Genomic DNA, 21234 nt, shown 5'->3' with positions numbered 1-21234 from the left:
CATCAAACGATGGTCAGCGTCACATCAATATTGCCGCGCGTCGCATTCGAATACGGGCACACGATGTGGGCCTTCTGCACCAGCTCTTCCACCTGCTCACGCGGCAGGCCCGGCACGCTGATCTGCAGTTCCACTTCAATGCCAAAGCCGGTCGGGATCTGGCCGATGCCAACGTTGCCGGTGATGCTGGTCTCGGCCGGCAGCGCGACCTTGGCCTGCCCGGCGACGTACTTCAGCGCGCCCAGGAAGCAGGCCGAATAGCCGGCAGCAAACAGCTGCTCCGGGTTGGTGCCCGGGCCGCCGGCGCCGCCCAGCTCGCGCGGGGTGGACAGCTGCACGTCCAGCACGTTGTCCGACGAGGTGGCGTGGCCTTCGCGGCCGCCGGTGGCGGTGGCGTGGGCGGTGTAGAGAACCTTTTCAATCGACATGGGATAGCTCCTGGCTGTAAATGGGGTGGACCGGTTGGTGAGGTGTACTGTGCGCCTCCAGGGCGGACGTGTGGCAACATAAGGTCCAGAAAACTTGATCTGGAGTCCGGAATGGTTGACCGCCTGCAATCCCTGCTCGGCCGCTTTGCGGTCAATGCCGAAGTCTTCCATGCCGGCGCGTTGTGCGGCATCAACGACCTGGCCGCCGACGGCGAGCGCGGCCAACTACACCTGATCCGCGACGGCCAGGTCCGGGTCGAGCATGCCGACGGCAGCGTCATCGAGATCACCGAGCCCAGCGTGCTGGTCTACCCACGCCCGCTCGCGCACCGCTTCGTCACCGACCCGGACACCGGCGCCGACTTCGCCTGCGCCCACCTCCAGTTCGAAGGCGGCGGCAATAACCCCGTCTCCGCCGCGCTGCCACCTGTGATCTGCCTGCCGTTGTCGGAACTGTACGGTGGCCAACCGATCCTCTCGGTGCTCTTCGAAGAAGCCTTCGCCCAGCGCTGCGGCCGCCAGGCGCTGCTCGACCGGCTGTTCGAAGTGGTGATGATCCAGATCCTGCGCGCGCTGATGGAAAGCGGCCAGCTGCGCGTCGGCCTGCTCGCCGGCATGGCACACCCGCGCCTTCGCCACGCGCTGGTGGCCATGCACGAAGAACCCGCGCAGGAATGGACGCTCGAATTGCTTGCCCAACGCGCTGGCATGTCGCGCAGCGCGTTTGCCGACAGCTTCCGCGACACCATCGGCAGCACCCCCGGCCACTACCTGCAGGGCTGGCGCACGCGCCTGGTGCAGCAGGCACTGCGCAAGGGCCAACCGCTAAAGCGGATCGCGGTGGATGTCGGCTACGGCAGCGAAGCGGCGCTGTCGCGCGCGTTCAAGTCGCAGACCGGGCAATCGCCGCGGCAGTGGAAGCAGGGCGTGCACACTACCTGACGTTGAGGGGATCATCGCCCTTGCGGTAGGAGTAGCCAACCATTTCCCAACGTCCGCCGTGGCCCGTCGATGGTTCAGTCCAGCGATAGCTCCACGTCTGCGTGGTTCCGTCTGGAAGGGTGTTTTCCACGTTGTACTCTTCGCCCTGTGAACCCTTGTCCGGCAAGCCGCCGGGAGGCGCGGAGGTTTCCGAGCTCGACCGACGTGTACGAGTAAACTTCTTGACCTGCTCAACAGTTACCCGTCCGTTGCGTCCGATTGGGCTTCGGTCGGGAGAATGCGCGGCAACCCAGTCAAGCACCCTGATGCCTTCCGCTTCATGTGCTTCCCACGACTGGTTGACGACAACAATGGTCGGCGACCGGGTGTCCGCATGCGCTGAAGAGGCAGGCGTGCCGGCGATGAAAACCGCCAGGGCCGCCGCAGCAAGGGTTGGAATTCCATTCTTCATTGATCAAGGTCCTTTCGTCTACGCGCAACGGAACACCCGCTGCGCGCGCCGCCGTCAGGCGGGCTGCGAGAACCGTAATTCACTGCGTCTTTCAAGCCCAATGCAACGTTTAGATCGGCAGTGCGCTTTGATTCAATGAAACCTATCGTGATGAATGTTCCGTTACACCCGTCACAAGCAGACTCGTCAGATCGTCCATTCGCGATCAGTAGTAAACATGATCGTCAGCCATCGGTCGGTCGATTCCTCGCCCAACGCTTCACCAATCTCGTCGCGCAGCTGGTCCCATTCGACCAGTGGGCGCGGCGGGTCGTTCGCCGGCACCACGAAGAACAGTTCGATCTGATCGCCACGGCCCACCTTGGCCACGTAGCTGCGATGTTCGATGAAGCGGTACTTGGCGACAATTTCACGTGCAACCTCATCTACATGCGCCTGCAGCTCAACCGGAGTGATCAGCAGGATGTCCGACAGTGCCTGCCGCACGGTGCCGAGTGGCGCGACCACGACGAACAGGCACACCACCAGCAGGATGGCCGGGTCGATGTAGGGCACCAGCCACGCCCACTCCGTGCCGCGCAGCAGCCAGCCGCCGACGAAGGCGACCAGGTAGGCGGCCGACATGCTCGCGGCGACGACCCAGTTCTTCGCGTCGAGCGCAATGAACTCCGAACCGATCGAGCGGTTGGCGCGGCGCACGAACAGCGCCAGGCCGCTTTCGATGATGATGGAAATCACCGCGAACACGATGGCAGGCCCCAGCGCGATCTCGCGGCCACCGGACATCAATGCGTCCACCGCATTGACCGCTGCATACAAGGCCGCGCCAATCATCAGTGTGCCGCTGACACCGAGCACGATGGGTTCCAGATGCCAGAAGCCCATGGTGAAGCGCTGGTTCAAGCGGGACTGCAACGCATCCACATTGGTGGACATGCTGATCAACCGAACTACCAACAGCGACAGCCAGGTCATCACCACATCGATCAGGCCATAGATGCCGTCAAAGATGATCAGCGAGGAATTGGCGAACAAGCCGAAGGCGACGGCGATTGCCGCGACACCGAACGAGCCTGCGATTGACAGGCGCAGGACCCCTTGTTCGGTGGTGCTGTCGAAGCTGGAAGGGTGAAAAAGGCTCATGGTGAATTCGGGGAAATCCTAGCGGGATCCGTGACGGCCATTGGAGAGCCAAGGGCGACTTGGGCAGTAGATTGCCCTTCTTTGGTCACGCAATCCAAGGTGAACTTCAATGCTTCCATTGTTCAGGGGAATCTTCGTAGCTGCTTCGTGGGTGGCCGTCACCGCGATCCCGGTTTCGGTTCAAGCGGCATCGGAGATGCCTGAAAACGTCCAGGCCATGTCGTTCAAGGTATCGATAAACGGAAGGGAAGTGATGGCCCCCATTCTGGGGATGCCAACCGCTGGCCGTGCCGAAGTATCGATCGGCGCAAGTGAGAGGGATGGCTATACGCTCGGGGTAAACGTCATGAAAGCGGACCAGTCCACCGAGCTGCTTCCGTTGAAGCTACGGCTGGAGCTATGGAGAGGTTCTTCGCACAACGGCAAGCTGATGCTTGACCGGGTAATGGAGGTGACAGCCCATGACCCGACCAGCGCACCGCGTAGCGTTGAGGCCGTCTACGGCTGGGGAGGAGTCCGCGAGCACATCCAGATTGAGCTTGTCGCATTGGGCACCCGGCGTGCGGGCGATTGGCAAAACCCCTGATTCAAGAGAATGACCGGCCACCGGGCGAGGAATCAACCCGCCTCCGCCAGCACCCGAAGCGTCTCCTTGGGATTCTTCATGATGACGTGGAGCAGGGCACGTGCCGGACCCGTGGGGTCCCGCCGCCCCTGTTCCCAGTTTCGCAGCGTGCCAACGTCCACGTGGATGATGCGCGCGAATTTCTGCTGCGACAGCCCCGTCGCTCGGCGAATCTCGCGCACTTGCACGGGGCTGACATGGAGCTCACGCGACGGTACCTGATTACCCTTCAGGATCTCATCGGCCTCAGCCACGCTTCCCATCAGTTCGGCAAAAAGGGTGTTGTCCATGGCTCACTTCCAGTTCTCAATGATGGATCGGAGTGCGATCTTCTGTTCTGCGGTCAGCGCGTCCTGAACATTCTTTGGGTACACCAGAAGCAGGATGATCCGGGACGAAGGGGCGATGTAGTAGTAGATGACCCTCGCACCGCCACGCTTCCCACGTCCTGGGATTCCCAAGCGAACCTTGCGCAGCCCACCGGTTCCCTCAATTACATCTCCCACCAGCGGCGACGCGGCCAACTCAAGCTGGAACCTGGCGTAGTCGTCGTCAGGCATCAGTCCTTTGATCGCGCGGGTAAAGGTGGGCGTTTCAATGAAGAGCATAACGCACGGTACGCCAATGGCGCACATACGTCATTGACGTACGTTCAGCTTTTGGATGTCGGGCGTGACGTTCAGTCGATCGGTGTAAACTATTGATCGCGCTGGTAAACCCAGCACTTCCCAGCCTGATCCGATACCCATGACCCTGCCTGCCACCCCTGCAGACCGCTACGCCGCTTCCCTGCGCCTTTCCGTCGCCCCCATGATGGATTGGACGGACCGCCATTGCCGCGTGTTCCACAGGCTGCTGGCCCCGGGTGCGCGGCTGTACACGGAAATGGTGCACGCCAACGCCGTGATCCACGGCGACCGGGAGCGCCTGCTCGGCTTCCATGGCAGCGAACAGCCGCTGGCCCTGCAGCTCGGCGGCAGCGATCCGGCCCTGCTCGCGCAGGCCGCGCAGATCGCCCAGGACTGGGGCTACGACGAGGTCAATCTCAACTGCGGCTGCCCCTCCGACCGGGTCCAGGCCGGCCGCTTCGGCGCCTGCCTGATGCGCGAGCCCACCCTGGTGGCGGAGTGCGTGGCGGCCATGGTCGGGGCGGTGGACATCCCGATCACGGTGAAGTGCCGGTTGGGCGTGGATGACGACAACGACTACGAAAACTTCGTTAACTTCGTGGATCAATCGGCCAACGCCGGCAGCGCGATGTTCATCGTGCACGCCCGCAATGCGTGGCTGAAGGGCCTGTCGCCGAAGGAAAACCGCGAAGTGCCGCCGCTGCGCTACGACTGGGCACACCGGCTCAAGGCCGACCGCCCGCAGCTGCAGATCGTGCTCAACGGCGGCCTGGCCACGGTGGAGGCTGCCCAGGCCCAGCTGCCCGCGCTGGACGGGGTGATGCTGGGCCGCGCGGCCTACCACGACCCCTACGTGCTGCATCAGCTGGAGGCTGCGCAGACCGGTGCTGCACTGCAGCCGCGCGAGGCGCTGCTGCGCGCCATGCGCCCCTATATCGAGGCCCAGCTGGCCGGTGGGCTGGCGCTGAAGCATATCACCCGCCACCTGCTGGGCCTTTTCCACGGGCAGCCCGGTGGCCGCGCCTTCCGCCAGGTGCTGAGCGAGGGCGCGCACCGCCCCGGTGCCGATTGGAGCCTGATCGAGCAGGCCCTGACCATCACACGCGACCAGGCAGAACGCGTCGCAGCGTGAACCGCGTCTCAGACCGCGCTTGACATCGGGCGACAAGTAGCCGTCAATGTTCACCTAGATGAACAAAGCGATGCGGCGGTCAGAAAAGTTCAGACCGGATTCACTGCGTAAAACCAAGAATTTGCAAAAGATTCGTAAAGTGCCGGCCCAGGCTGGCGGCTGCCGATTCACAACTTTTGAACGTTTTGACGCGCTCCGCTAGGATCAGACCTGATGTCATCCGTAACCCGCCACCGCCGTCTTGCCGTTGCCGCCCTGCTGGCGAGCGGTGCCGTTGCTGCCATTGGCAGTGCCGGCGCCCAGGCCCCCCAGCCGGATCCGGCCCGGGCCGAGATGGTGCGGGCCTCGCGTGGTGCCCCGCCGGAACGCTCCCTGTCCGACGCCGTGCGTCGGGTCCAGCGGACCACCGGTGGACACATCCTCGGCGCCGAACGGGTGCCCTTCGATGGCCGGGACATCAACCGGGTGAAATACATGGATGACAGGGGGCGCGTCCGCTACATGGACGATCCGGCCCAGCCGCGTTCACAGCCCCGCACGCCGCGTTCGGATATGTCATCACTACGCGGCGATAACCCCTGAACGGGGATAGTTGTCCGCAGTCATCTGTTAGCCACTGGCCCCAGGCCACACCCAGGACACTAGGGAGAGTTCATGCGTATCCTTCTGGTCGAAGACGAAGCCCCGCTGCGGGAAACCCTTGCAGCCCGGCTCAAGCGCGAAGGCTTTGCCGTCGATGCCGCACAGGACGGTGAGGAAGGTCTGTACATGGGCCGCGAAGTGCCGTTCGACGTTGGCATCATCGATCTGGGTCTGCCCAAGATGTCGGGCATGGAACTGATCAAGGCGCTGCGCGACGAGGGCAAGAAGTTCCCCGTGCTGATCCTTACCGCCCGCTCGAGCTGGCAGGACAAGGTCGAAGGGCTCAAGCAGGGCGCCGACGATTACCTCGTCAAGCCGTTCCACGTCGAAGAGCTGCTGGCACGCGTCAACGCGCTGCTGCGCCGTGCGGCGGGCTGGAGCAAGCCGACGCTCGAATGCGGTCCGGTTGCGCTGGATCTTGCCGCGCAGACCGTCAGCGTTGCCGGCAGCAACGTGGACCTCACCAGCTACGAGTACAAGGTGCTGGAATACCTGATGATGCATGCCGGTGAACTGGTCTCCAAGGCCGACCTCACCGAACACATCTATCAGCAGGATTTCGACCGCGACTCGAACGTGCTGGAAGTGTTCATCGGCCGCCTGCGCAAGAAGCTGGATCCGGACGGCGAACTCAAGCCGATCGAAACCGTGCGTGGCCGCGGCTACCGCTTCGCGATTCCGCGCAACGAGGGCTGAGCCGTTAGTCCGGCGATGGGATGATGTCAGGCCGTCTGTGGTTCTTTAAACGCTGGCGGCCGCGCTCCCTGCAGGCACGGCAGCTGCTGGCCGCCAGTGTGAGCCTGCTCGCCTTCCTGGCGATTGCAGGCTACGCGCTGGATGCCGCGTTCGCCGATACGGCGCGCGCCAACCTGCGCGAGCGACTGAAAAACTATGCCACTGCCTACGCGGCCGGCATCGACTTCACCCGCGACCGCTCGCTGTACATCCGCGAGCAACCGCCGGATCCGCGTTTCGACGTGCCTGGTAGCGGCCTGTACCTGCAGGTCGTCATGCCGGACGGCAAGGGCAACTCCATGTCCGCCGAAGGCCCGATGCTGCCCACCGTGGGCGGCAAGTTGCTGGCCCCGCGCCAGGAAGTCTTCGAAGGCCCGCTGCCGATGATCCAGATCGACGGCAGCCAGGGCTCGGTGTACCGCTATGGCCTGGGCCTGGTGTGGGACGCCGACGCCGACCCCGCCACCGAATTCCCGTACACCATCTACGTGATGGAAGACTCGCGCGCGCTCGGTGCGCAGCTGCGCGTGTTCCGTGGCCGGGTGTGGTTCTGGATGGGCGGCGCGGGGCTGATCCTGCTGCTGTTGCAGACCGTCATCCTGCAATGGAGCCTGCGCCCGATGCGGCGGGTGATCACCGAGCTGACCAAAGTGCAGCGCGGTGAAACCGAGCGCATGAGCGAACGCCACCCGCGCGAGCTGGAACCGCTCACCGACAGCATCAACGCCTTCATCGAAAGCGAGCGCGAGAACCTCGAGCGCCAGCGCAACACCCTGGCCGACCTGGCGCACAGCCTGAAAACGCCGCTGGCGGTGCTGCGCACGCAGCTCGACAGTGGTGCGGCCGACCAGGACCTGCGCCAGGAATTCGATGTGCAGCTGCGCCGCATGAACAACCTGGTGTCCTACCAGCTGGCGCGCGCGGCATCGTCGGGCCACAAGCTGTTCTCGGCGCCGCTGCCGATCGAGTCCAACGCCGAGGAAATCGTGCGCGGGCTGGAGAAGGTGTACGCCTCCAAGGGCGTGCTGTGCGAATTCGACATCGACGACGGCGCGCGCTTCCATGGCGAGCCGGGCGACCTGCAGGAGCTGCTGGGCAACCTGCTGGAGAACGCCTTCAAGTGGGCCAACCGCCGCGTGCTGCTCACCGCCAAGCCGTTCAGCGCGCCGGGCATGCGTCGCGCCGGTCTGGTGCTGTCGGTGGACGATGATGGCCCGGGCATCGCCCCGGACGACATCGCCAAGGTGCTGCAGCGTGGCGTGCGCGGCGACGAACGCGTGCAGGGCCACGGCATCGGCCTGTCGATCGTGCAGGACCTGATCAAGGACTACCGCGGCGAACTGCATGTCAAGCGTTCGCCGGAGCTGGGTGGCGCGCGGTTTGAAGTGAAGTTGCCGCCCGGGCCGTAGGTCCACAGCGTACCGACTAACAGTCGGTACCTACCGCTGCGCTGTTTCCGGTAGGTACCGACTGTTAGTCGGTACGGAGCCCAACCGCAGGCGGCGCCCCATAAAACCGCCTCAAATGCCCGGCCACAACCGGCATCTCCGCTTCCAGCACATCCGGCGCCGAGAAGTGATACTCGGTCGCCACCGCAAAGAACTCATCCGGCGCTTCGGCTGCATACGGATCAATCACCGTCTCCACGCCGGCATCGACCTGCGCGCACAGCGCATCGAATGCCTGCTGGAAATCGGCGGCCCACTGCTGTTGCCACGCACGCGGCAGCGGCGGGGTGCCATCGAGCACGCCATCGAGCACATCGATGCGGTGTGCCATCTCATGCACCACCACGCACGCCCCTTCGTGCGGATGCTCCAGTTCGGCCTGCACGTCTTGCCAGGACAGCAGCAGCGGGCCGTTGTGCGACACCTGGCCGATCGCTTCCTCTTCCCATTCGTGCAGCACCCCGTCTTCGTCCATCTCGCTCTGCGGCACGATGAAGCCTTCGGGGTACACCAGCACCTGCGACCAGCCACGCAATCCCACCTCGCCCAGTTCCAGCAGCGGCAGGCAGCACAGCGCGGCAATCAGCACCGCGTCATCGTCGCCCAGCCGCAGCCCGCCAATGGGGGTAATGGTCTTGTCGTGCAGGAATGCGGCGGACAGCACACGCAGGCGCTGCACACGTTCGGGCGGCAAGCCGCGCAGCCACGCGGTGCGCTGGCAGGTGCGTTGCCAGGCGGAATCAGGAATCGGGCGCGGTGACGAGCGCAGCCAGCGCAACAACGACTGGATCAGCGGAACATGCCCGGCAGGAAGCTGTGCCATTTCGGCGCACGCAGGCGCGGCAACACATCGTCGTCGCCGCCACCGCCGGTGCTGCCCGGTGCGGTTGCGCTCGGCTTGACCGTGGTCGGCGCGGTGCTGGTCGGCGTGGTCGCCGGGGCCGCACGCTCTTCAGCTGCCGAATACACGCAGCCACCCCGGCCCGAGCTGGTAAGCGCATCGGAAGCGTGCGCGGCCATCGGGGCCAACAGCAGGAGCAGGCAATGGGCGAACGGGCGCATCGTCAACATCCGGAAGGGCGAAGGGGGTCAATCTTCGATTCTAGCCCGATTCACTGTCTCAATTGGAAGCCCCCCGGGCGGGCGCTGTCCGGCGCTTTCCCGCATACTTTTGCCGATCAACCGATGGAAGCTGCCGTGGACGACCGCCAACTGCTGGCCAAACTGGGCGCCGGGCGACTGTCCGGCGACGCGCTGGCCCGCGAGCTGGGCCAGACCCGTGCCGCAATTTGGAAGCGAATTCAAGGGCTTAGAGCGGCAGGCATCGAAATCGATGGCCGCGCCGGCGATGGTTACCAGCTGCAGCAGCACCTGGATCTGCTCGATGCCGAGGCCATTACGGCCCAGCTCCCTCCTGCGCTGAGGCCCCTGCTGGACACCCTTGAGGTGGCCTGGACCGTCGGTTCGACCAATACTGAATTGTTGCGGTGCAGCGCGCCGGAGCGCGGCGCGCGGGTGCTGCTGGCCGAACGCCAGACCGGCGGCCGTGGCCGTCGCGGCCGGGCCTGGGCCTCGCCGCTGGCCGCGCACGTGTACCTGTCGGTGCTGCGCGGCTTCGCGGGCGGGCTGTCGCGGCTGGGCGGGCTGAGCCTGGTCACGGGCGTGGCCGTGGCCGAAGCGCTGCACGCGCATGGCGTTGCCAACGTAGGCCTGAAGTGGCCCAACGACATCGTGGTGGACGGGCAGAAGCTCGGCGGCCTGTTGGTCGAAGGCGGCGGCGAGTTCGCCGGCCCCGCGCGCGCGGTGATCGGGCTGGGCATCAACGTGCGCATGCCGGCCGCGTTCGCTGCCGGGATCACCCAGCCGTGGACCGACTTGGCCACGCTGCTGGGCAACGACATCGAACGCAACGCGGTGGTGGCCTGGCTGCTGGCGGCGCTGCTGCCGGCACTGGAAGCCTTCGAGCGCGACGGCCTGGCCCCGTTCCTGCCACGCTATGCCGCGCTGGACAGCCTGGCCGGACGCACGGTGCGGGTGGACGATGGTGGCGTGATGCATGAAGGGCAGGCGCTGGGGTTGGCCGACGATGGCGCGCTGCGGGTGCGTATCGACGGCAGCGAGCGGGTGTTCCATGCCGGGGAAGTCAGCGTGAGGGCGCAATGAGCGATTGGTTGTTCGACCTGGGGAATTCGCGGTTCAAGTTCGCACCGCTGCAGGGCATCCGCGCGGGCGATGTGCAGGCCTGGCCGCATGGCGCCGAAGCGATGCCGGCCGATGCGCTGGCGCAGCTGCCCAGCGGCGACACCGCCTACGTGGCCAGCGTGGCCGCCGCGGCTCTCACCACCAGCATGCTCGAGGTGCTGCGCGCTCGTTTTACCCACGTTCGCGTGGCAACCACCGAAGCCAGCTGCGCCGGCGTGCGCATCGCCTATGCCGATCCGTCGAAGTTCGGGGTGGACCGTTATCTGGCGCTGATCGCCGCCGCCGAACGGCACGAAGCCGTGGTCGTGGCCGGTGTCGGCACCGCGCTCACCATCGACCTGCTTGATGCCGATGGCCAGCATCACGGCGGCCGCATCGCTGCCTCGCCGACCACCATGCGCGAAGCCTTGCATGCACGCGCGGTGCAGCTGCCGGCGCAGGGTGGCGACTACAGCGAGTTCGCCAACGACACCGCCGACGCCCTCGCGTCGGGCTGCGACGGCGCAGCCGTCGCGCTGATCGAACGCAGCCGCGTGCAGGCCGCCGCTGTGTTGGGCAGGGTGCCGGCGTTGCTGGTGCACGGCGGTGGCGCACCGGCGCTGATGCCGTTGCTGGCCGATGCACAGTTCCAGCCGGCGCTGGTGCTCGATGGTCTCGCGCGCTGGGCGGTGCACCAGCCACCGGCGTCGCGGTAGGATCGCGGCATGCTTACCCGTGCCCTGATCGTCGTACTGGCCATCCTCAACGTAGGCGTTGCGCTGTGGTGGATGCTGCGCGGCGAACCCGCGGCGGCGCCGCCCGCCACGCCTACCGGCGTAGCCCAGCTGCAGCTGCTCGACAGCCCCAGTGCACCGGCAGCGGCCGCACCCGCACCGGGCGCCGCAAGCGCGCAGCCCGCTGCCACCACCACGGCACTGACAGACACTACCCCGGCACCGCCCAAGCCCACCGCGCCAGCCACTCCGGAACCGGCCGCACCCAACCCCGCGCCGACGACGGCTTCGGTGGCGCCGGCCGTTGGCCGGCCCACGGAAACGCCGCCGGCCCCCACACCCCCCGGCCCCCTCCAATGCATCAGCCTCGGCCCCTTCGCCGATCGCGACACCGCCATGGCCGCCCAGGGCAAGGCCGGCGAACTCGTTCAGCGTTCGCGCCTGCGTGAAGTCCCCAAACCCGGCGCCAGCAGCACCTACCGGGTGATGATGCCGGCGGCCGCCAGCCGCGAAGAGGCCCAGGCCACGGTCAAACGCATTGCCGCCGCGGGCATCAGCGATTACTACATCATGGCCCAGGGCGAAGACGCCAACGCCATCGCCCTGGGCCAGTACCGCAACCGCGAAGGCGCCGAGCGCCGCCTGGCCGCCCTGAGCGCGGCCGGCTTCAGCGCCCGCCTGGTCGGCGGCAGTGAAGGCAGCGCGCAGTGGTGGGTGGATGCGGCCCTGGCCGACAAGGCCAGCCCGGGCGCAGCCCGCCAGCGCAGTGGCGCGGCCCAGCAACGCTCGCTGGAATGCGCGGGCTTGCGCTAGAATCGCCCTCCGCGCCGGCAATGCCGTCGCCGTGCCTTTGCCGGCATAGCTCAGTTGGTAGAGCAACCGCCTTGTAAGCGGTAGGTCCCCAGTTCGAATCCGGGTGTCGGCACCATTTTCCTCCAGCGCCATAGATGCTCCCTGTGGAAACGGGTCATCTGTCCGCCAACGTTCAATTGGCGTGTTGCGGCGCCGTCACCGAGACTCTTCTGCTCATCTTTCAGTTCGCCAAGGGCGAGCCAAGGGAGCAGCATGTACTTCATGTATGTGGACGAGAGCGGTGATGCAGGCATGGTGAACTCACCCAGCCGATATTTCGTTCTTTCCGGGTTGGTGGTTCACGAGCGGGATTGGCGTCTGTCGCTGGACGCGCTGGTCGCTTTCCGGCTTCGTATCAGGGATCACTTCGAACTTAAGCTGAGGGAAGAAGTCCATGCCGCCCAGTTTGTGCGCGGATCAGAGGAGCTGTCTCGCATTGCCAAGCATGACCGCTTGGCCATACTCCGTCACTTTGCGGATGAGTTGGCGCGATTGCCGGATGCGAACCTGATCAACGTGGTTGTAGATAAGCAGGGAAAAAGCGCTGGTTACGACCCCTTCGAAAAGGCTTGGCAGGCCTTGATCCAGCGATTCGAAAACACAATCGCCTTCCGGAACTTTCGCGGGACCGCCGGCCAGGAAGAGCGCGGCATGATCTTTGCCGATGGCGAGCCACAGAAGAAGCTCACGCAGTTGCTCCGCAGGATGCGCCACCACAACCCAGTGCCAAGTCAGCTCGGGGGGTACCGGTCATTACAGCTGAGGCGCATCCTGGAAGATCCGGTCTATCGGGATTCCCGGCACTCGTTGCTGATCCAGTCTGCGGACCTCTGTGCATTTCTGCTTTACCAACGGCTCGTACCAAATGGGTACATGCGAAGAAAAGGTGGCAGCCACTACTTCGATCGCCTGTCGCCGATGCTATGTAGAGCGGCCAGTACACAGGACCCTGAAGGGATTGTCCGGCTGTAGAAAGAAAAAGGGCACCTTTCGGTGCCCGGGTAGATCCTACTGGGTGGACGAGCCACCGGTCAGATCTGATCCCAAAGTAACACAGTTCTCGCAAACTGGTGCTGCAAAGAAATCAATGGCTTAAGCGATTTCGATAGGCAGGAGCATTGGTCAGTTCGTCTCGGCGTACCGATACGACAGCAGCGATTTCACCAGGAACGTCACCTGCGTGGCCGAACGCGCGTCTACGCGCATCACCGGCAGACGGTGGCCTGCGTCGAACAGCGCATTGCGGAATTCCGGAATCAACAGCGCCGGGTACTCATCGGTACGCGTCACGCCCACCGCCAGGCTCGCTTCCGGTGCGATGCGCGAGAACTCCTGCAGCAGCTCCACCGTAGAAGCAACCGGCTCCGGATGCCCGGCGCTCACCAGCACGATCACGCCCAGTGCGCCTTCGCACACCATCGGCCACATGAAGTCCAGGTAGCGCTGGCCCGGTACGCCGTACACGTGCAGCAACTCGCCGTCGTCCAGTTCAATGGAGCTGTAATCGAGCGCGACGGTGGTTTCCACCTTGTCGCCCATCGCGTCTTCGCTCATCGGCATCTCGGTGCTCACCGGCTCCACGTCGGAGATCGCACGCACTGCGGTGGTCTTGCCGGCGCCCATGCTGCCCACGAACACCAGCTTGTTGGCGGGCAGGCTCATGACGTGCTCCCCTGGAACAGATTCAGGCCGAAGCGGCGCGCCACCCACGAGAAGAAGCGCGAATCACCGGGCTGACGGCGGCGGGAAGTTGGGGGCACGGCAGGCTCCTGGGTCAGGGCGAGGCCACTGGCTACAGCAGCACAGAAGAGGGATTGCACCGTGTTGCGCGGCATCTGGCAAGCCGCCGCCAATGCAGTGGGTTGCCACGGGCGGGCATGAAGGCAGGCAATGGCCAGCAGCCACGTGCTGGGCACATCATCCGGGTTGAGGTCCGGCCAATGGCGCAGCTTCATCGGTGCATGCTCGGCAGGTGCCGGCAGCAGCAGGGGGCGATGGCGGGCGATGCAGAAATACAGCGCTTCGAACGAGTAGCGATGCGGCAGCCGGTACGCATACTGGTGCTCGAACGTCGGCGCATCGATGACGCTGCCCGACCAGGCCACATCATCCAGTTGTGCCACCAGCTCCGACAGCGTCGTGGTTGGCGGCAGCGCGATGCTGCGCGTGGCGGTGTCCACCAGTACGGTGATCGCGCCCCGCTGCAGCAGGTGCAGGTCCGAACCGTTGGACGAAGCCAGCTGCAGCAGCAGTGGCACACCGTCGGCGGGCCGGTCCACGCTGGGCGCGGCCTGCAGCAGGCTGGACAGCTGTTCGTTGATGTCGCGCACGGTGGCGCCATGTGGCAGCCGGCCTGGGGCAGGATCTCCATAACGGCGTGCGATCGACAGCGTCGGCACATTGGCCGCATGCGCCTCGCTGAGCGCGCGCGCGGCATCGGCGTGATCCAGGCCGATGACCAGCAGGTCGCAGGCATCACCGGACCACGGCTGCAGCACCACCTCCATGCGCTCGGCGAGCAGCATCGAACTGGCCAGTTTCAGGCGCGTGTGATGCAGCACGTCCAGCCCGATGGCGGCAATGCGGAAGGAACGGGTGGGGGTATTCATGGGGGTGTACCGCGCAACCGAAGCGGCCACCGCGCCGTACCCGGTCAGGGGCGCGGCGCGGCGGCAGTGCCTGCGATCAGCTGAAGTCCAGGGTCTTCTCGAAGGCCTTCAGTTCATGGCGCGACATGGCCAGGTTGGCCTTGCTGCGGTCCATCACCACGTACAGGAACAGAAGCGGGTTGCTTTCCAGCGGGCGGATCAGGTGGTACTGCGTGGTCAGCGTGATCAGCAGGTCTTCGAGGGTGTCCGACAGACCCAGCTGCTCGGCCACGCGGCGCTTGGCACGCACCACTTCGGTGTTGCCGGCAGCCGCCAGTTCCAGGTTGATGTTGCCGCCGCCGACCATGGCCAGGGCCATGCCGCTGTCACCGTCGACCAGCGCGGCGCCGACGAAACCGGCGAGCGAATTGAGCTTTTCCAGATTGAGATTGGGCACGTAAATCCTTTTTACTTCAGGCAGTGGGAGAGGCAGGCGAATGCCTGCCGGAAGGGCACAACAAAACCGAAGGGTGCTCAGGCCGCGCGCGGGCGCAGCACGGAATCGAGGCGGGAGGCGCATTCGCGCGCGTGGAACAGCAGCACGGCCATGTTGACCTCGTGGCCGGCCACGGCGGTGAGGGTCAGCGGCTTGTCGGCCTGGATGCGGATCAGCACCACGTTGCCGAGCTTGGTGCAGATGGTGGCGTAATCCGCTTCGCTCAGCGCCAGCTCGCGCGAGACGGTCTCGCCAAGGGTCAGGAACGAATTGGCCATGGCGGCCAGGCGGCGGCCATCCACGCCCAGCGTGGAATCTTCGGCCACGGCGCGGCCGTCGGCGGTGGACAGCATCAGCAGGCTCAGCCCGCGCTCGCGTTCGCGCGCATGCTGGAAGGCCTGTTCAATGGCGGCGGTGTCATACAACTGCCGGGCCGGCTGGCTCTCGCCACTGGCATTGCGGACGATCTGGTGGATGCTGCTGCGCTGCACGTACTGCCCCCTGAAACACGACAAAACACAGACCAACCCTGCGCGGATTAGTCAATCAGTACTGCGAAGAAGTGTGAAATGTAGCACGTAATTTTTGCCTTCACGGCCAACGTAAGATGAACCGCAGTGTTCCTTTCGTGTGTGTCAAAGCATTGACACATAAGGCTTTCGCGCTGGGTCCGGATGCGACGTGGCGGGTCAGTCCGCGCCGCCAGCGGTCAGCGCTTTGGCGCCTGCTGCTGCGACGCCGCGAGTGGTTTGGCCACCGGATCACTAGACTGGTGGGATTTTCCGTGTGTGTGGAGTCAGCATGAGTAATCGTCAACCTGCGGTGTCCCTGATCGGCGTACCCACGGATATCGGAGCCGGTGCCCGGGGTGCCGGACTGGGGCCGGAGGCGCTGCGCATCGCCGGCCTGGGCGAGGCCCTGGCCGCACGTGGCGTGGACGTGCGCGACTGCGGCAACCTGGATGGCCCGCGCAACCCGTGGACGCCGCCGGAGCAGGGCTACCGCCACCTGGATGAAGTGGTGGAATGGAACCGCGTGCTGATGGACGCCACCTATGCCGAACTGCAGGACGGCCGCCTGCCGATCATGCTGGGTGGCGACCACTGCCTGGGCATCGGCTCGATCACCGCCGTGGCGCGCTGGTGCCGCGAACAGGGCCGTGACCTGCGCGTGCTGTGGCTGGATGCGCATTCGGACTTCAACACCAGCGAGGTCACCCCGTCGGGCAACGTGCACGGCATGCCGGTGGCCTGCCTGTGCGGGCTGGGTCCGGACGCGCTGACCCGGCTGGGCGGTGATTCCCCGGCGATCTGCCCGCAGCAGGTGCGCCAGATCGGCATCCGTTCGGTTGACCAGGAAGAGAAGCGCCTGATCAAGCAGCACAAGGTCGATGTGTACGACATGCGCTACATCGACGAGGCCGGCATGAAGCGCGCGGTGGAAGCGGCGCTGGAAGGCATCGACGGCAACACCCATCTGCACGTGAGCTTCGACGTGGACTTCCTCGACCCCAGCATTGCCCCGGGCGTGGGCACCACCGTGCCGGGCGGGGTGAACTACCGCGAAGCCCAGCTGGTGATGGAAATGATCGCCGACACCGGGCGCATGGGTTCGCTGGACATCGTCGAACTCAACCCGTTGCTGGACAACCGCAACGCCACCGCAGTGCTGGCCGTGGACCTGGTGGAGAGCCTGTTCGGCAAGTCCACGCTGATGCGCGACTGAGCGGTAGCGGGGTTTCCCGGCGCGTGGCTGAACGGCCACGCGCCGCGTTCACATCGATTGCACGCGCCAGACCCCAGATTGCATCTCACGCGGGGGCAGTGCCGGGAACGGCGCCGACACCTCCGCGATCTGCAAGAGGCAGGTGGGGCCGTATTTCGGTAGTGACGTTGAATTAATCAGGAGAACCCTATGAAGCGTGTAATTGCACTGATGCTGTTGTCGATGGTCTCGCTGGCCATGCTCTCCGGCTGCAACACCGTTGCCGGTGCCGGCAAGGATGTGCAGAAGGCAGGCGAGTCGGTGGAAGACGCCGCCAAGGGCAACTGATCCAACGTTGCGGGCCGGCGACTTGCGGCCCGCATTGGACGAAGAAGCGCCGGGAGTTTCCCGGCGTTTTTTTATGTGCGCGATTGCTGCCTGCCCTCCATTCAATGACGTGAGCACGCACTTCATCCACGCTTGACCGTCGGCGAACAGATGGTATTGCAATCTGTTTCCACGGCGATGTTGCCGTTGAAGACGAGGACGCGAACCCATGAACAAAGACATCATTTCCGGCAAGTGGACGCAGCTCAAGGGCAAGGCGCAGGCAAAGTGGGGCGACCTGACCGATGACGACTTCAAGGTGGCCGAAGGCAACGCCGAATATCTGGCAGGCCGGCTGCAGGAACGCTATGGCTGGGCGCGCGACCGCGCTGAAACCGAGGTCAAGGACTTCGAAGCCGCCATGCGCAAGGATTATCCGGACTTTCACTGACACCCCAGCGGTGGCAGGGCGGCCATAGGGTCGCAACGAGGGTATGAAACCGGAACGGGCCGCACTGCGGCCCGTTTTTCTTACTTGGGTGGATCAGGCGCGAAGCCCGCCGGAAACGCCTGCGGTGCACGCTCGCCGCGCGGGTAACGCGCCGGAATGATGCCGCGCGCCACCAGGTTGCGCTCGCTGTCGTAACGCAGGTCCAGGCGCTGGGCCGGCCACCGGCTGGCGCGTTCGAAGGTGGTGCTGCCCGAGTACGACGCTTCGCGCTCGCCATGGCCGGTGCCCAGCGCGGGTGCCGGGGAGGGCGCACGGATCCTCGAACCGGTGGTCTCCACCGACGACAGCGCGCGGTCGGCCGCTTCGGCTGCTGCCTGCGGCTGTGCCTTGTTCTGCGCGCGCGCCACCGGGGGTGCGCGCGGGGGCAGGGGCACGTAACGCGGCGCTTCGTTGAACACCGCAATGCCGATCACCCCGATGTTGTCCGGCCGGTCGGTGCGGTCGGCATAGCTGTTGCCCGGGTCGGTAAACACGAACTGCGCCACGTCCCGGCGCGATTTGCGCCAGCCGGTAATGTCCGCGCTCTGCCACGGGTCCAGCACGTAACCGGTCTGGTCCGGGGCAGCCACCTCGCCGGTTATCACGTTGAGGCCATCCACCGACAGCACCACCAGCACCCGCTCGGGGCTGTTGTTGCGCAGGCGCACCGCATAGGGCTGGCCTTGGCGGCCGGCCACCCAATACTGGCCCCGGTGCAGGTAGGCGGGCAGTTCCAGGCGCTGGTCGCGCTCGATCAGGCTCAGTGTGACCGGGCCGGTATCGGCACGGGGCGGGACCGCCGGCTTGAAGCCACACAGGGCCAGCACGGCAAGCAGGGGCAGGGTCAGGCGTTTCATGGCGGGGCCTTCGCGGTTGGGTAATCCGTTGAACGCGCCAGGCCGGGCAACGGGGTTGCGCGCGGGCAGGTAAACTGGGGGCGTTCAACTGTCCGTAATGATTCCCACATGACCACCCGCGTTCTTACCGGCATCACCCCCTCCGGCACGCCCCACCTGGGCAACTATGTCGGCGCCATCCGCCCGGCCATCACGGCCAGCGCAGCGCCCGGCATCGAGAGCTTCTTCTTCCTGGCCGACCTGCATAGCCTGATCAAGGCGCAGGAACCGGAGAGGACACAGCGCTCGACCCTGGAGATCGCCGCCAGCTGGCTGGCCTGTGGGCTGGACCCGGACAAGGTCTGGTTCTACCGGCAGAGCGACATTCCCGAAACCACCGAACTGATGTGGTTCCTGACCGTCATCGCCAGCAAGGGCATCCTCAACCGCGCCCATGCCTACAAGGCGGCGGTGGACAAGAACCGCGAAGAACAGCTGGATGAGGACGCCGGCATCAGCGCCGGGTTGTTCATGTACCCGGTGCTGATGGCCGCCGATATCCTGATCTTCAAGGCCAACCGCGTGCCGGTGGGCCGCGACCAGATCCAGCACATCGAAATGGCGCGCGATTTCGCCCAGCGCTTCAACCACGTGTACGGCAAGGAGTACTTCCCGTTGCCCGACGTGGTGATCGACGAGCAGGTGGCTACCCTGGCCGGCCTGGACGGCCGCAAGATGAGCAAGAGCTACCACAACACCATTCCGCTGTTCGCCCCGCGCGCGGAGCTGAAGAAGCTGGTGTTTTCCATCCTTACCGATTCGCGTGCGCCGGGCGAGCCCAAGAGCACCGAAGGTTCGGCGCTGTTCCAGATGTACCAGGCCTTCGCCAGCCCGGAACAGACCGCCGCGTTCGCGCAGGCATTTGCCGACGGCATCAGCTGGGGCGATGCCAAGCAGCAGCTGTTCGAGCGCATCGATGCCGAACTGACCCCGCTGCGCGAGCGCTATGACGCGCTGATGGCCGAGCCGGAGAAGATCGAAGCGCTGCTGCGCCGTCGCGGCCAGCAGCTGCGCGAGCAGTACGCCATTCCGCTGCTGAAGGAGCTGCGCCATGCAGTGGGCCTGCGCGACCTGTCCACGGCCGGAGACATCGCCGCCGAGGACGGTGGCGTGGCGCGCGCTGCGCCGCCGCTGTTCAAGCAGTACCGCGAAAAGGATGGCCGTTTCTACTTCAAGCTGCAGGCCGGCGACGGCACGCTGCTGATCCAGAGCGAAGGCTTCGATTCGCCGCGCGATGCCGGCCAGCTGATCGGCGTGCTCAAGCAGACCGAGCATGGCGATGGCCTGCAGAGCGAATTGTTCAAGCTGGAAGCGGAAGTGGACACGGTGTTGGCGGCATTGCAGGAACTGCGCGGGTAGCCACCGACCGTTGGTCGGTGGACACGTAGACAAAGGAAACCACGATGGCCTGGTTGTCGTTGTTGTTGTTCCTGCCCTGGTTCGTGTTGTTGGGGACCGTGTACTGGCTGTTCCCGCGCCAGCCGCGCGACACCGCGCGGCGCCTGTTCGACGGCGCCGCGCTGCTGCTCGCCTTCGTGCTGAGCATCCTGGCCATGTTGTGGGGCCACCACATCGGCGTAGTGCAAAGCGACGCCGGCCCGATCTGGCGACAGGTCCTGGCGGTGCTGTATGCCTACGGCGCGTTCCTGGCGGTGATGGTGGCCGCGGTACTGCTGCGCGGGGGCTGGCTGGCCGCGCGTGCGACCAAAGCCGCATCGAAGTCGGCCGGCGACACCGCCTAGAATCAGGTGGACACCGCCTGTTGCCAGGGATGAGCAGATGTCCTCCGACCCCAGCATTTTCACCATCGATACCGCGTTCCAGCGCAGTGACTTCGACGCCGCCTACCTGATCGTCGAAAACGGCCGTGCCGCCTTCATCGACTGCGGCACCGGCCTGGCCGTGCCGGCGATGCTGGCCGCGCTCACGCGCGCCGGCTGCACGCCAGAGCAGGTGGACTGGCTGGTGCTCACCCACGTACACCTGGACCATGCCGGCGGGGCCGGCCTGCTGATGCAGCAGCTGCCCAACGCCACGCTGGTGGTGCACCCGCGCGGCGCGCCGCACATGATCGACCCCGCCCGGCTCATTGCCGGTGCGACCGAAGTCTATGGCGCGGCCGAAATCGCGCGCAGCTACGGCCCCGTCCTGCCGGTACCGGCCGCGCGCGTAGTCATAGCCGAAGACGGTCGCCGCGTGGACCTGGCCGGGCGCAGCCTGCTGTGCCTGGACACGCCCGGGCACGCGCGCCACCACCTGTGCGTGTGGGACGAGCGCAGCCGCAGCGCGTTCACCGGCGATACCTTTGGCCTGTCCTACCGCGAGCTGGACAGTGCACGCGGCGCCTTCATCATTCCCACCTCCTCACCGGTGCAGTTCGACCCGGAACCGCTCAAGCACTCCATCGCGCGGCTGGTCGCGCTGCAGCCGCAGGCGGTATACCTGACCCATTACGGGCGGGTGGAGAACATTCCCGCATTGGCCGCCGACCTGGTCGAGCAGATCGATGCAATGGTGGACATCGGCCGCCAGTGCGACGGACGCCCCGACCGCCACCGATGCCTGGTGGCGGCACTGACGGTGCTGTACCAGGAACGCGCGCAGGCGCATGGCTGCCCGCTCGACGATGCGGCGGTGGCGCAGGTGCTGGCGATGGATATCGAGCTCAACGCGCAGGGACTGGCCTGCTGGCTGGACCGCGACCGCCGCTGAGCGCGCACGCGGGGCCTGCCCGGTAACCGGAGTGTCACGTTACACTCTGGCATTCCGTTTTTTTCTGGTACCTGCCGTG

Annotated in this window: 28 protein-coding genes and 1 tRNA gene; 17 read left to right on the top strand and 12 right to left on the bottom strand. The window is 65.6% G+C overall.

Annotated features, from left to right (window positions below; translation table 11 throughout):
* Positions 1-2: 2 nt before the first annotated feature.
* Positions 3-428 carry an organic hydroperoxide resistance protein gene (locus QE395_RS17165; protein ID WP_093535056.1) on the bottom strand — a complete coding sequence of 142 codons (426 nt, stop codon included), beginning with the start codon at positions 426-428 and terminating at the stop codon, positions 3-5.
* Between the two features lie 111 nt (positions 429-539).
* On the opposite strand from QE395_RS17165, the gene QE395_RS17160 reads away from it, so the two are divergent.
* Positions 540-1370, top strand: coding sequence for an AraC family transcriptional regulator (locus tag QE395_RS17160; RefSeq protein ID WP_249833541.1), 831 nt, complete (start codon positions 540-542; stop codon positions 1368-1370).
* On the opposite strand, the gene QE395_RS17155 is transcribed toward QE395_RS17160, so the two are convergent.
* Positions 1363-1821: a hypothetical protein gene (locus QE395_RS17155; RefSeq protein ID WP_249833542.1), complete on the bottom strand. Its 459-nt coding sequence runs from the start codon at positions 1819-1821 to the stop codon at positions 1363-1365. The genes QE395_RS17160 and QE395_RS17155 overlap by 8 nt on opposite strands.
* Before the next feature lie 186 nt (positions 1822-2007).
* The gene (locus QE395_RS17150) at positions 2008-2964 is read right to left on the bottom strand and encodes a cation transporter (protein WP_249833543.1); all 957 of its coding nucleotides are present in this window, start codon (positions 2962-2964) and stop codon (positions 2008-2010) included.
* A gap of 109 nt (positions 2965-3073) precedes the next feature.
* On the opposite strand from QE395_RS17150, the gene QE395_RS17145 reads away from it, so the two are divergent.
* Positions 3074-3550 carry a hypothetical protein gene (locus QE395_RS17145; RefSeq protein WP_095362572.1) on the top strand — a complete coding sequence of 159 codons (477 nt, stop codon included), beginning with the start codon at positions 3074-3076 and terminating at the stop codon, positions 3548-3550.
* A gap of 32 nt (positions 3551-3582) precedes the next feature.
* On the opposite strand, the gene QE395_RS17140 is transcribed toward QE395_RS17145, so the two are convergent.
* Positions 3583-3879, bottom strand: a complete 297-nt coding sequence (locus QE395_RS17140) for a helix-turn-helix domain-containing protein (RefSeq protein WP_068848524.1) — start codon at positions 3877-3879, stop codon at positions 3583-3585.
* A gap of 3 nt (positions 3880-3882) precedes the next feature.
* Positions 3883-4197 (bottom strand): type II toxin-antitoxin system RelE/ParE family toxin, encoded by a 315-nt coding sequence (locus QE395_RS17135; protein WP_068848526.1) that lies wholly within the window; start codon positions 4195-4197, stop codon positions 3883-3885.
* A gap of 139 nt (positions 4198-4336) precedes the next feature.
* Between QE395_RS17135 and dusA the strand changes: the two genes are divergently transcribed.
* The 4 genes from dusA (at position 4337) to QE395_RS17115 (ending at position 8136) form a co-directional block, all read left to right on the top strand.
* On the top strand, positions 4337-5350 hold the full coding sequence (dusA, locus tag QE395_RS17130; protein WP_306990004.1) for a tRNA dihydrouridine(20/20a) synthase DusA: 1014 nt from the start codon (positions 4337-4339) through the stop codon (positions 5348-5350).
* Positions 5351-5563: 213 nt separating this feature from the next.
* Positions 5564-5932: a hypothetical protein gene (locus QE395_RS17125; protein ID WP_083214038.1), complete on the top strand. Its 369-nt coding sequence runs from the start codon at positions 5564-5566 to the stop codon at positions 5930-5932.
* A gap of 72 nt (positions 5933-6004) precedes the next feature.
* Entirely contained in the window at positions 6005-6688 is a 684-nt protein-coding gene (locus tag QE395_RS17120; protein ID WP_004136763.1) for a response regulator transcription factor, read from the top strand.
* Positions 6689-6711: 23 nt separating this feature from the next.
* On the top strand, positions 6712-8136 hold the full coding sequence (locus QE395_RS17115; RefSeq protein ID WP_306990003.1) for a sensor histidine kinase: 1425 nt from the start codon (positions 6712-6714) through the stop codon (positions 8134-8136).
* 64 nt (positions 8137-8200) lie between these two features.
* On the opposite strand, the gene QE395_RS17110 is transcribed toward QE395_RS17115, so the two are convergent.
* Together QE395_RS17110 and QE395_RS17105 are read right to left on the bottom strand one after the other, a co-directional pair.
* On the bottom strand, positions 8201-8998 hold the full coding sequence (locus tag QE395_RS17110) for a M90 family metallopeptidase (protein WP_306990002.1): 798 nt from the start codon (positions 8996-8998) through the stop codon (positions 8201-8203).
* The gene (locus QE395_RS17105; protein WP_068848566.1) at positions 8965-9237 is read right to left on the bottom strand and encodes a hypothetical protein; all 273 of its coding nucleotides are present in this window, start codon (positions 9235-9237) and stop codon (positions 8965-8967) included. The genes QE395_RS17110 and QE395_RS17105 overlap by 34 nt, the downstream gene beginning before the upstream one ends.
* Positions 9238-9372: 135 nt before the next feature.
* On the opposite strand from QE395_RS17105, the gene birA reads away from it, so the two are divergent.
* From birA to QE395_RS17080, 5 genes are all read left to right on the top strand, one after another.
* The gene (gene birA, locus QE395_RS17100; RefSeq protein WP_306990001.1) at positions 9373-10338 is read left to right on the top strand and encodes a bifunctional biotin--[acetyl-CoA-carboxylase] ligase/biotin operon repressor BirA; all 966 of its coding nucleotides are present in this window, start codon (positions 9373-9375) and stop codon (positions 10336-10338) included.
* Positions 10335-11072 carry a type III pantothenate kinase gene (locus QE395_RS17095; RefSeq protein WP_093535042.1) on the top strand — a complete coding sequence of 246 codons (738 nt, stop codon included), beginning with the start codon at positions 10335-10337 and terminating at the stop codon, positions 11070-11072. The genes birA and QE395_RS17095 overlap by 4 nt, the downstream gene beginning before the upstream one ends.
* A 9-nt stretch (positions 11073-11081) precedes the next feature.
* On the top strand, positions 11082-11903 hold the full coding sequence (locus tag QE395_RS17090; RefSeq protein WP_095362575.1) for an SPOR domain-containing protein: 822 nt from the start codon (positions 11082-11084) through the stop codon (positions 11901-11903).
* Positions 11904-11942: 39 nt separating this feature from the next.
* A tRNA-Thr gene (locus tag QE395_RS17085) sits at positions 11943-12018 on the top strand.
* Positions 12019-12155: 137 nt separating this feature from the next.
* Positions 12156-12914: a DUF3800 domain-containing protein gene (locus QE395_RS17080; protein WP_095362576.1), complete on the top strand. Its 759-nt coding sequence runs from the start codon at positions 12156-12158 to the stop codon at positions 12912-12914.
* 150 nt (positions 12915-13064) lie between these two features.
* On the opposite strand, the gene QE395_RS17075 is transcribed toward QE395_RS17080, so the two are convergent.
* The 4 genes from QE395_RS17075 to QE395_RS17060 form a co-directional block, all read right to left on the bottom strand.
* A complete protein-coding gene (locus tag QE395_RS17075) occupies positions 13065-13604 on the bottom strand; it encodes an ATP/GTP-binding protein (RefSeq protein WP_068848575.1) in 540 nt (179 codons plus the stop codon).
* A complete protein-coding gene (locus tag QE395_RS17070) occupies positions 13601-14551 on the bottom strand; it encodes a hypothetical protein (RefSeq protein WP_249833590.1) in 951 nt (316 codons plus the stop codon). The genes QE395_RS17075 and QE395_RS17070 overlap by 4 nt, the downstream gene beginning before the upstream one ends.
* Before the next feature lie 76 nt (positions 14552-14627).
* The gene (locus tag QE395_RS17065; protein ID WP_068848577.1) at positions 14628-14987 is read right to left on the bottom strand and encodes a hypothetical protein; all 360 of its coding nucleotides are present in this window, start codon (positions 14985-14987) and stop codon (positions 14628-14630) included.
* Positions 14988-15064: 77 nt separating this feature from the next.
* Entirely contained in the window at positions 15065-15517 is a 453-nt protein-coding gene (locus tag QE395_RS17060) for a hypothetical protein (RefSeq protein ID WP_068848579.1), read from the bottom strand.
* Positions 15518-15827: 310 nt separating this feature from the next.
* Here QE395_RS17060 and rocF point away from each other — a divergent pair, with 310 nt between their 5' ends.
* The 3 genes from rocF (at position 15828) to QE395_RS17045 (ending at position 17508) form a co-directional block, all read left to right on the top strand.
* A complete protein-coding gene (gene rocF / locus QE395_RS17055; protein WP_095362577.1) occupies positions 15828-16751 on the top strand; it encodes an arginase in 924 nt (307 codons plus the stop codon).
* A gap of 189 nt (positions 16752-16940) precedes the next feature.
* Positions 16941-17078: an entericidin A/B family lipoprotein gene (locus QE395_RS17050; RefSeq protein ID WP_095362578.1), complete on the top strand. Its 138-nt coding sequence runs from the start codon at positions 16941-16943 to the stop codon at positions 17076-17078.
* 208 nt (positions 17079-17286) lie between these two features.
* Positions 17287-17508, top strand: a complete 222-nt coding sequence (locus QE395_RS17045; RefSeq protein ID WP_095362579.1) for a CsbD family protein — start codon at positions 17287-17289, stop codon at positions 17506-17508.
* Between the two features lie 80 nt (positions 17509-17588).
* Here QE395_RS17045 and QE395_RS17040 read toward each other — a convergent pair whose 3' ends face one another.
* Positions 17589-18404: a hypothetical protein gene (locus tag QE395_RS17040; protein WP_306990000.1), complete on the bottom strand. Its 816-nt coding sequence runs from the start codon at positions 18402-18404 to the stop codon at positions 17589-17591.
* Positions 18405-18512: 108 nt separating this feature from the next.
* Here QE395_RS17040 and QE395_RS17035 point away from each other — a divergent pair, with 108 nt between their 5' ends.
* The 3 genes from QE395_RS17035 to QE395_RS17025 are packed head-to-tail and all read left to right on the top strand — an operon-like array spanning position 18513 to position 21155.
* Positions 18513-19802, top strand: a complete 1290-nt coding sequence (locus QE395_RS17035) for a tryptophan--tRNA ligase (protein WP_217537607.1) — start codon at positions 18513-18515, stop codon at positions 19800-19802.
* Between the two features lie 44 nt (positions 19803-19846).
* A complete protein-coding gene (locus QE395_RS17030) occupies positions 19847-20185 on the top strand; it encodes a hypothetical protein (protein WP_306989999.1) in 339 nt (112 codons plus the stop codon).
* A gap of 37 nt (positions 20186-20222) precedes the next feature.
* Positions 20223-21155 carry an MBL fold metallo-hydrolase gene (locus QE395_RS17025; RefSeq protein WP_306989998.1) on the top strand — a complete coding sequence of 311 codons (933 nt, stop codon included), beginning with the start codon at positions 20223-20225 and terminating at the stop codon, positions 21153-21155.
* Positions 21156-21234: the final 79 nt, after the last annotated feature.

It is taken from the genome of Stenotrophomonas sp. SORGH_AS_0282 (genome assembly GCF_030818125.1).
In the GTDB taxonomy this organism is placed as follows: Bacteria; Pseudomonadota; Gammaproteobacteria; order Xanthomonadales; family Xanthomonadaceae; genus Stenotrophomonas; species Stenotrophomonas rhizophila_A.
Note: the sequence above shows the minus strand (reverse complement) of the source record. Positions and strands in the feature narration are given on the sequence as shown.

Excerpts from the sequence above, each read along its gene's own strand:
- QE395_RS17165 (WP_093535056.1), bottom strand. The coding sequence starts at position 428 with ATGTCGATTGAAAAGGTTCTCTACACCGCCCACGCCACCGCCACCGGC.
- QE395_RS17160 (WP_249833541.1), top strand. The coding sequence starts at position 540 with ATGGTTGACCGCCTGCAATCCCTGCTCGGCCGCTTTGCGGTCAATGCC.
- QE395_RS17155 (WP_249833542.1), bottom strand. The coding sequence starts at position 1,821 with ATGAAGAATGGAATTCCAACCCTTGCTGCGGCGGCCCTGGCGGTTTTC.
- QE395_RS17150 (WP_249833543.1), bottom strand. The coding sequence starts at position 2,964 with ATGAGCCTTTTTCACCCTTCCAGCTTCGACAGCACCACCGAACAAGGG.
- QE395_RS17145 (WP_095362572.1), top strand. The coding sequence starts at position 3,074 with ATGCTTCCATTGTTCAGGGGAATCTTCGTAGCTGCTTCGTGGGTGGCC.
- QE395_RS17140 (WP_068848524.1), bottom strand. The coding sequence starts at position 3,879 with ATGGACAACACCCTTTTTGCCGAACTGATGGGAAGCGTGGCTGAGGCC.
- QE395_RS17135 (WP_068848526.1), bottom strand. The coding sequence starts at position 4,197 with ATGCTCTTCATTGAAACGCCCACCTTTACCCGCGCGATCAAAGGACTG.
- dusA (WP_306990004.1), top strand. The coding sequence starts at position 4,337 with ATGACCCTGCCTGCCACCCCTGCAGACCGCTACGCCGCTTCCCTGCGC.
- QE395_RS17125 (WP_083214038.1), top strand. The coding sequence starts at position 5,564 with ATGTCATCCGTAACCCGCCACCGCCGTCTTGCCGTTGCCGCCCTGCTG.
- QE395_RS17120 (WP_004136763.1), top strand. The coding sequence starts at position 6,005 with ATGCGTATCCTTCTGGTCGAAGACGAAGCCCCGCTGCGGGAAACCCTT.
- QE395_RS17115 (WP_306990003.1), top strand. The coding sequence starts at position 6,712 with ATGTCAGGCCGTCTGTGGTTCTTTAAACGCTGGCGGCCGCGCTCCCTG.
- QE395_RS17110 (WP_306990002.1), bottom strand. The coding sequence starts at position 8,998 with ATGGCACAGCTTCCTGCCGGGCATGTTCCGCTGATCCAGTCGTTGTTG.
- QE395_RS17105 (WP_068848566.1), bottom strand. The coding sequence starts at position 9,237 with ATGCGCCCGTTCGCCCATTGCCTGCTCCTGCTGTTGGCCCCGATGGCC.
- QE395_RS17095 (WP_093535042.1), top strand. The coding sequence starts at position 10,335 with ATGAGCGATTGGTTGTTCGACCTGGGGAATTCGCGGTTCAAGTTCGCA.
- QE395_RS17090 (WP_095362575.1), top strand. The coding sequence starts at position 11,082 with ATGCTTACCCGTGCCCTGATCGTCGTACTGGCCATCCTCAACGTAGGC.
- QE395_RS17080 (WP_095362576.1), top strand. The coding sequence starts at position 12,156 with ATGTACTTCATGTATGTGGACGAGAGCGGTGATGCAGGCATGGTGAAC.
- QE395_RS17075 (WP_068848575.1), bottom strand. The coding sequence starts at position 13,604 with ATGAGCCTGCCCGCCAACAAGCTGGTGTTCGTGGGCAGCATGGGCGCC.
- QE395_RS17070 (WP_249833590.1), bottom strand. The coding sequence starts at position 14,551 with ATGAATACCCCCACCCGTTCCTTCCGCATTGCCGCCATCGGGCTGGAC.
- rocF (WP_095362577.1), top strand. The coding sequence starts at position 15,828 with ATGAGTAATCGTCAACCTGCGGTGTCCCTGATCGGCGTACCCACGGAT.
- QE395_RS17050 (WP_095362578.1), top strand. The coding sequence starts at position 16,941 with ATGAAGCGTGTAATTGCACTGATGCTGTTGTCGATGGTCTCGCTGGCC.
- QE395_RS17045 (WP_095362579.1), top strand. The coding sequence starts at position 17,287 with ATGAACAAAGACATCATTTCCGGCAAGTGGACGCAGCTCAAGGGCAAG.
- QE395_RS17040 (WP_306990000.1), bottom strand. The coding sequence starts at position 18,404 with ATGAAACGCCTGACCCTGCCCCTGCTTGCCGTGCTGGCCCTGTGTGGC.
- QE395_RS17035 (WP_217537607.1), top strand. The coding sequence starts at position 18,513 with ATGACCACCCGCGTTCTTACCGGCATCACCCCCTCCGGCACGCCCCAC.
- QE395_RS17030 (WP_306989999.1), top strand. The coding sequence starts at position 19,847 with ATGGCCTGGTTGTCGTTGTTGTTGTTCCTGCCCTGGTTCGTGTTGTTG.
- QE395_RS17025 (WP_306989998.1), top strand. The coding sequence starts at position 20,223 with ATGTCCTCCGACCCCAGCATTTTCACCATCGATACCGCGTTCCAGCGC.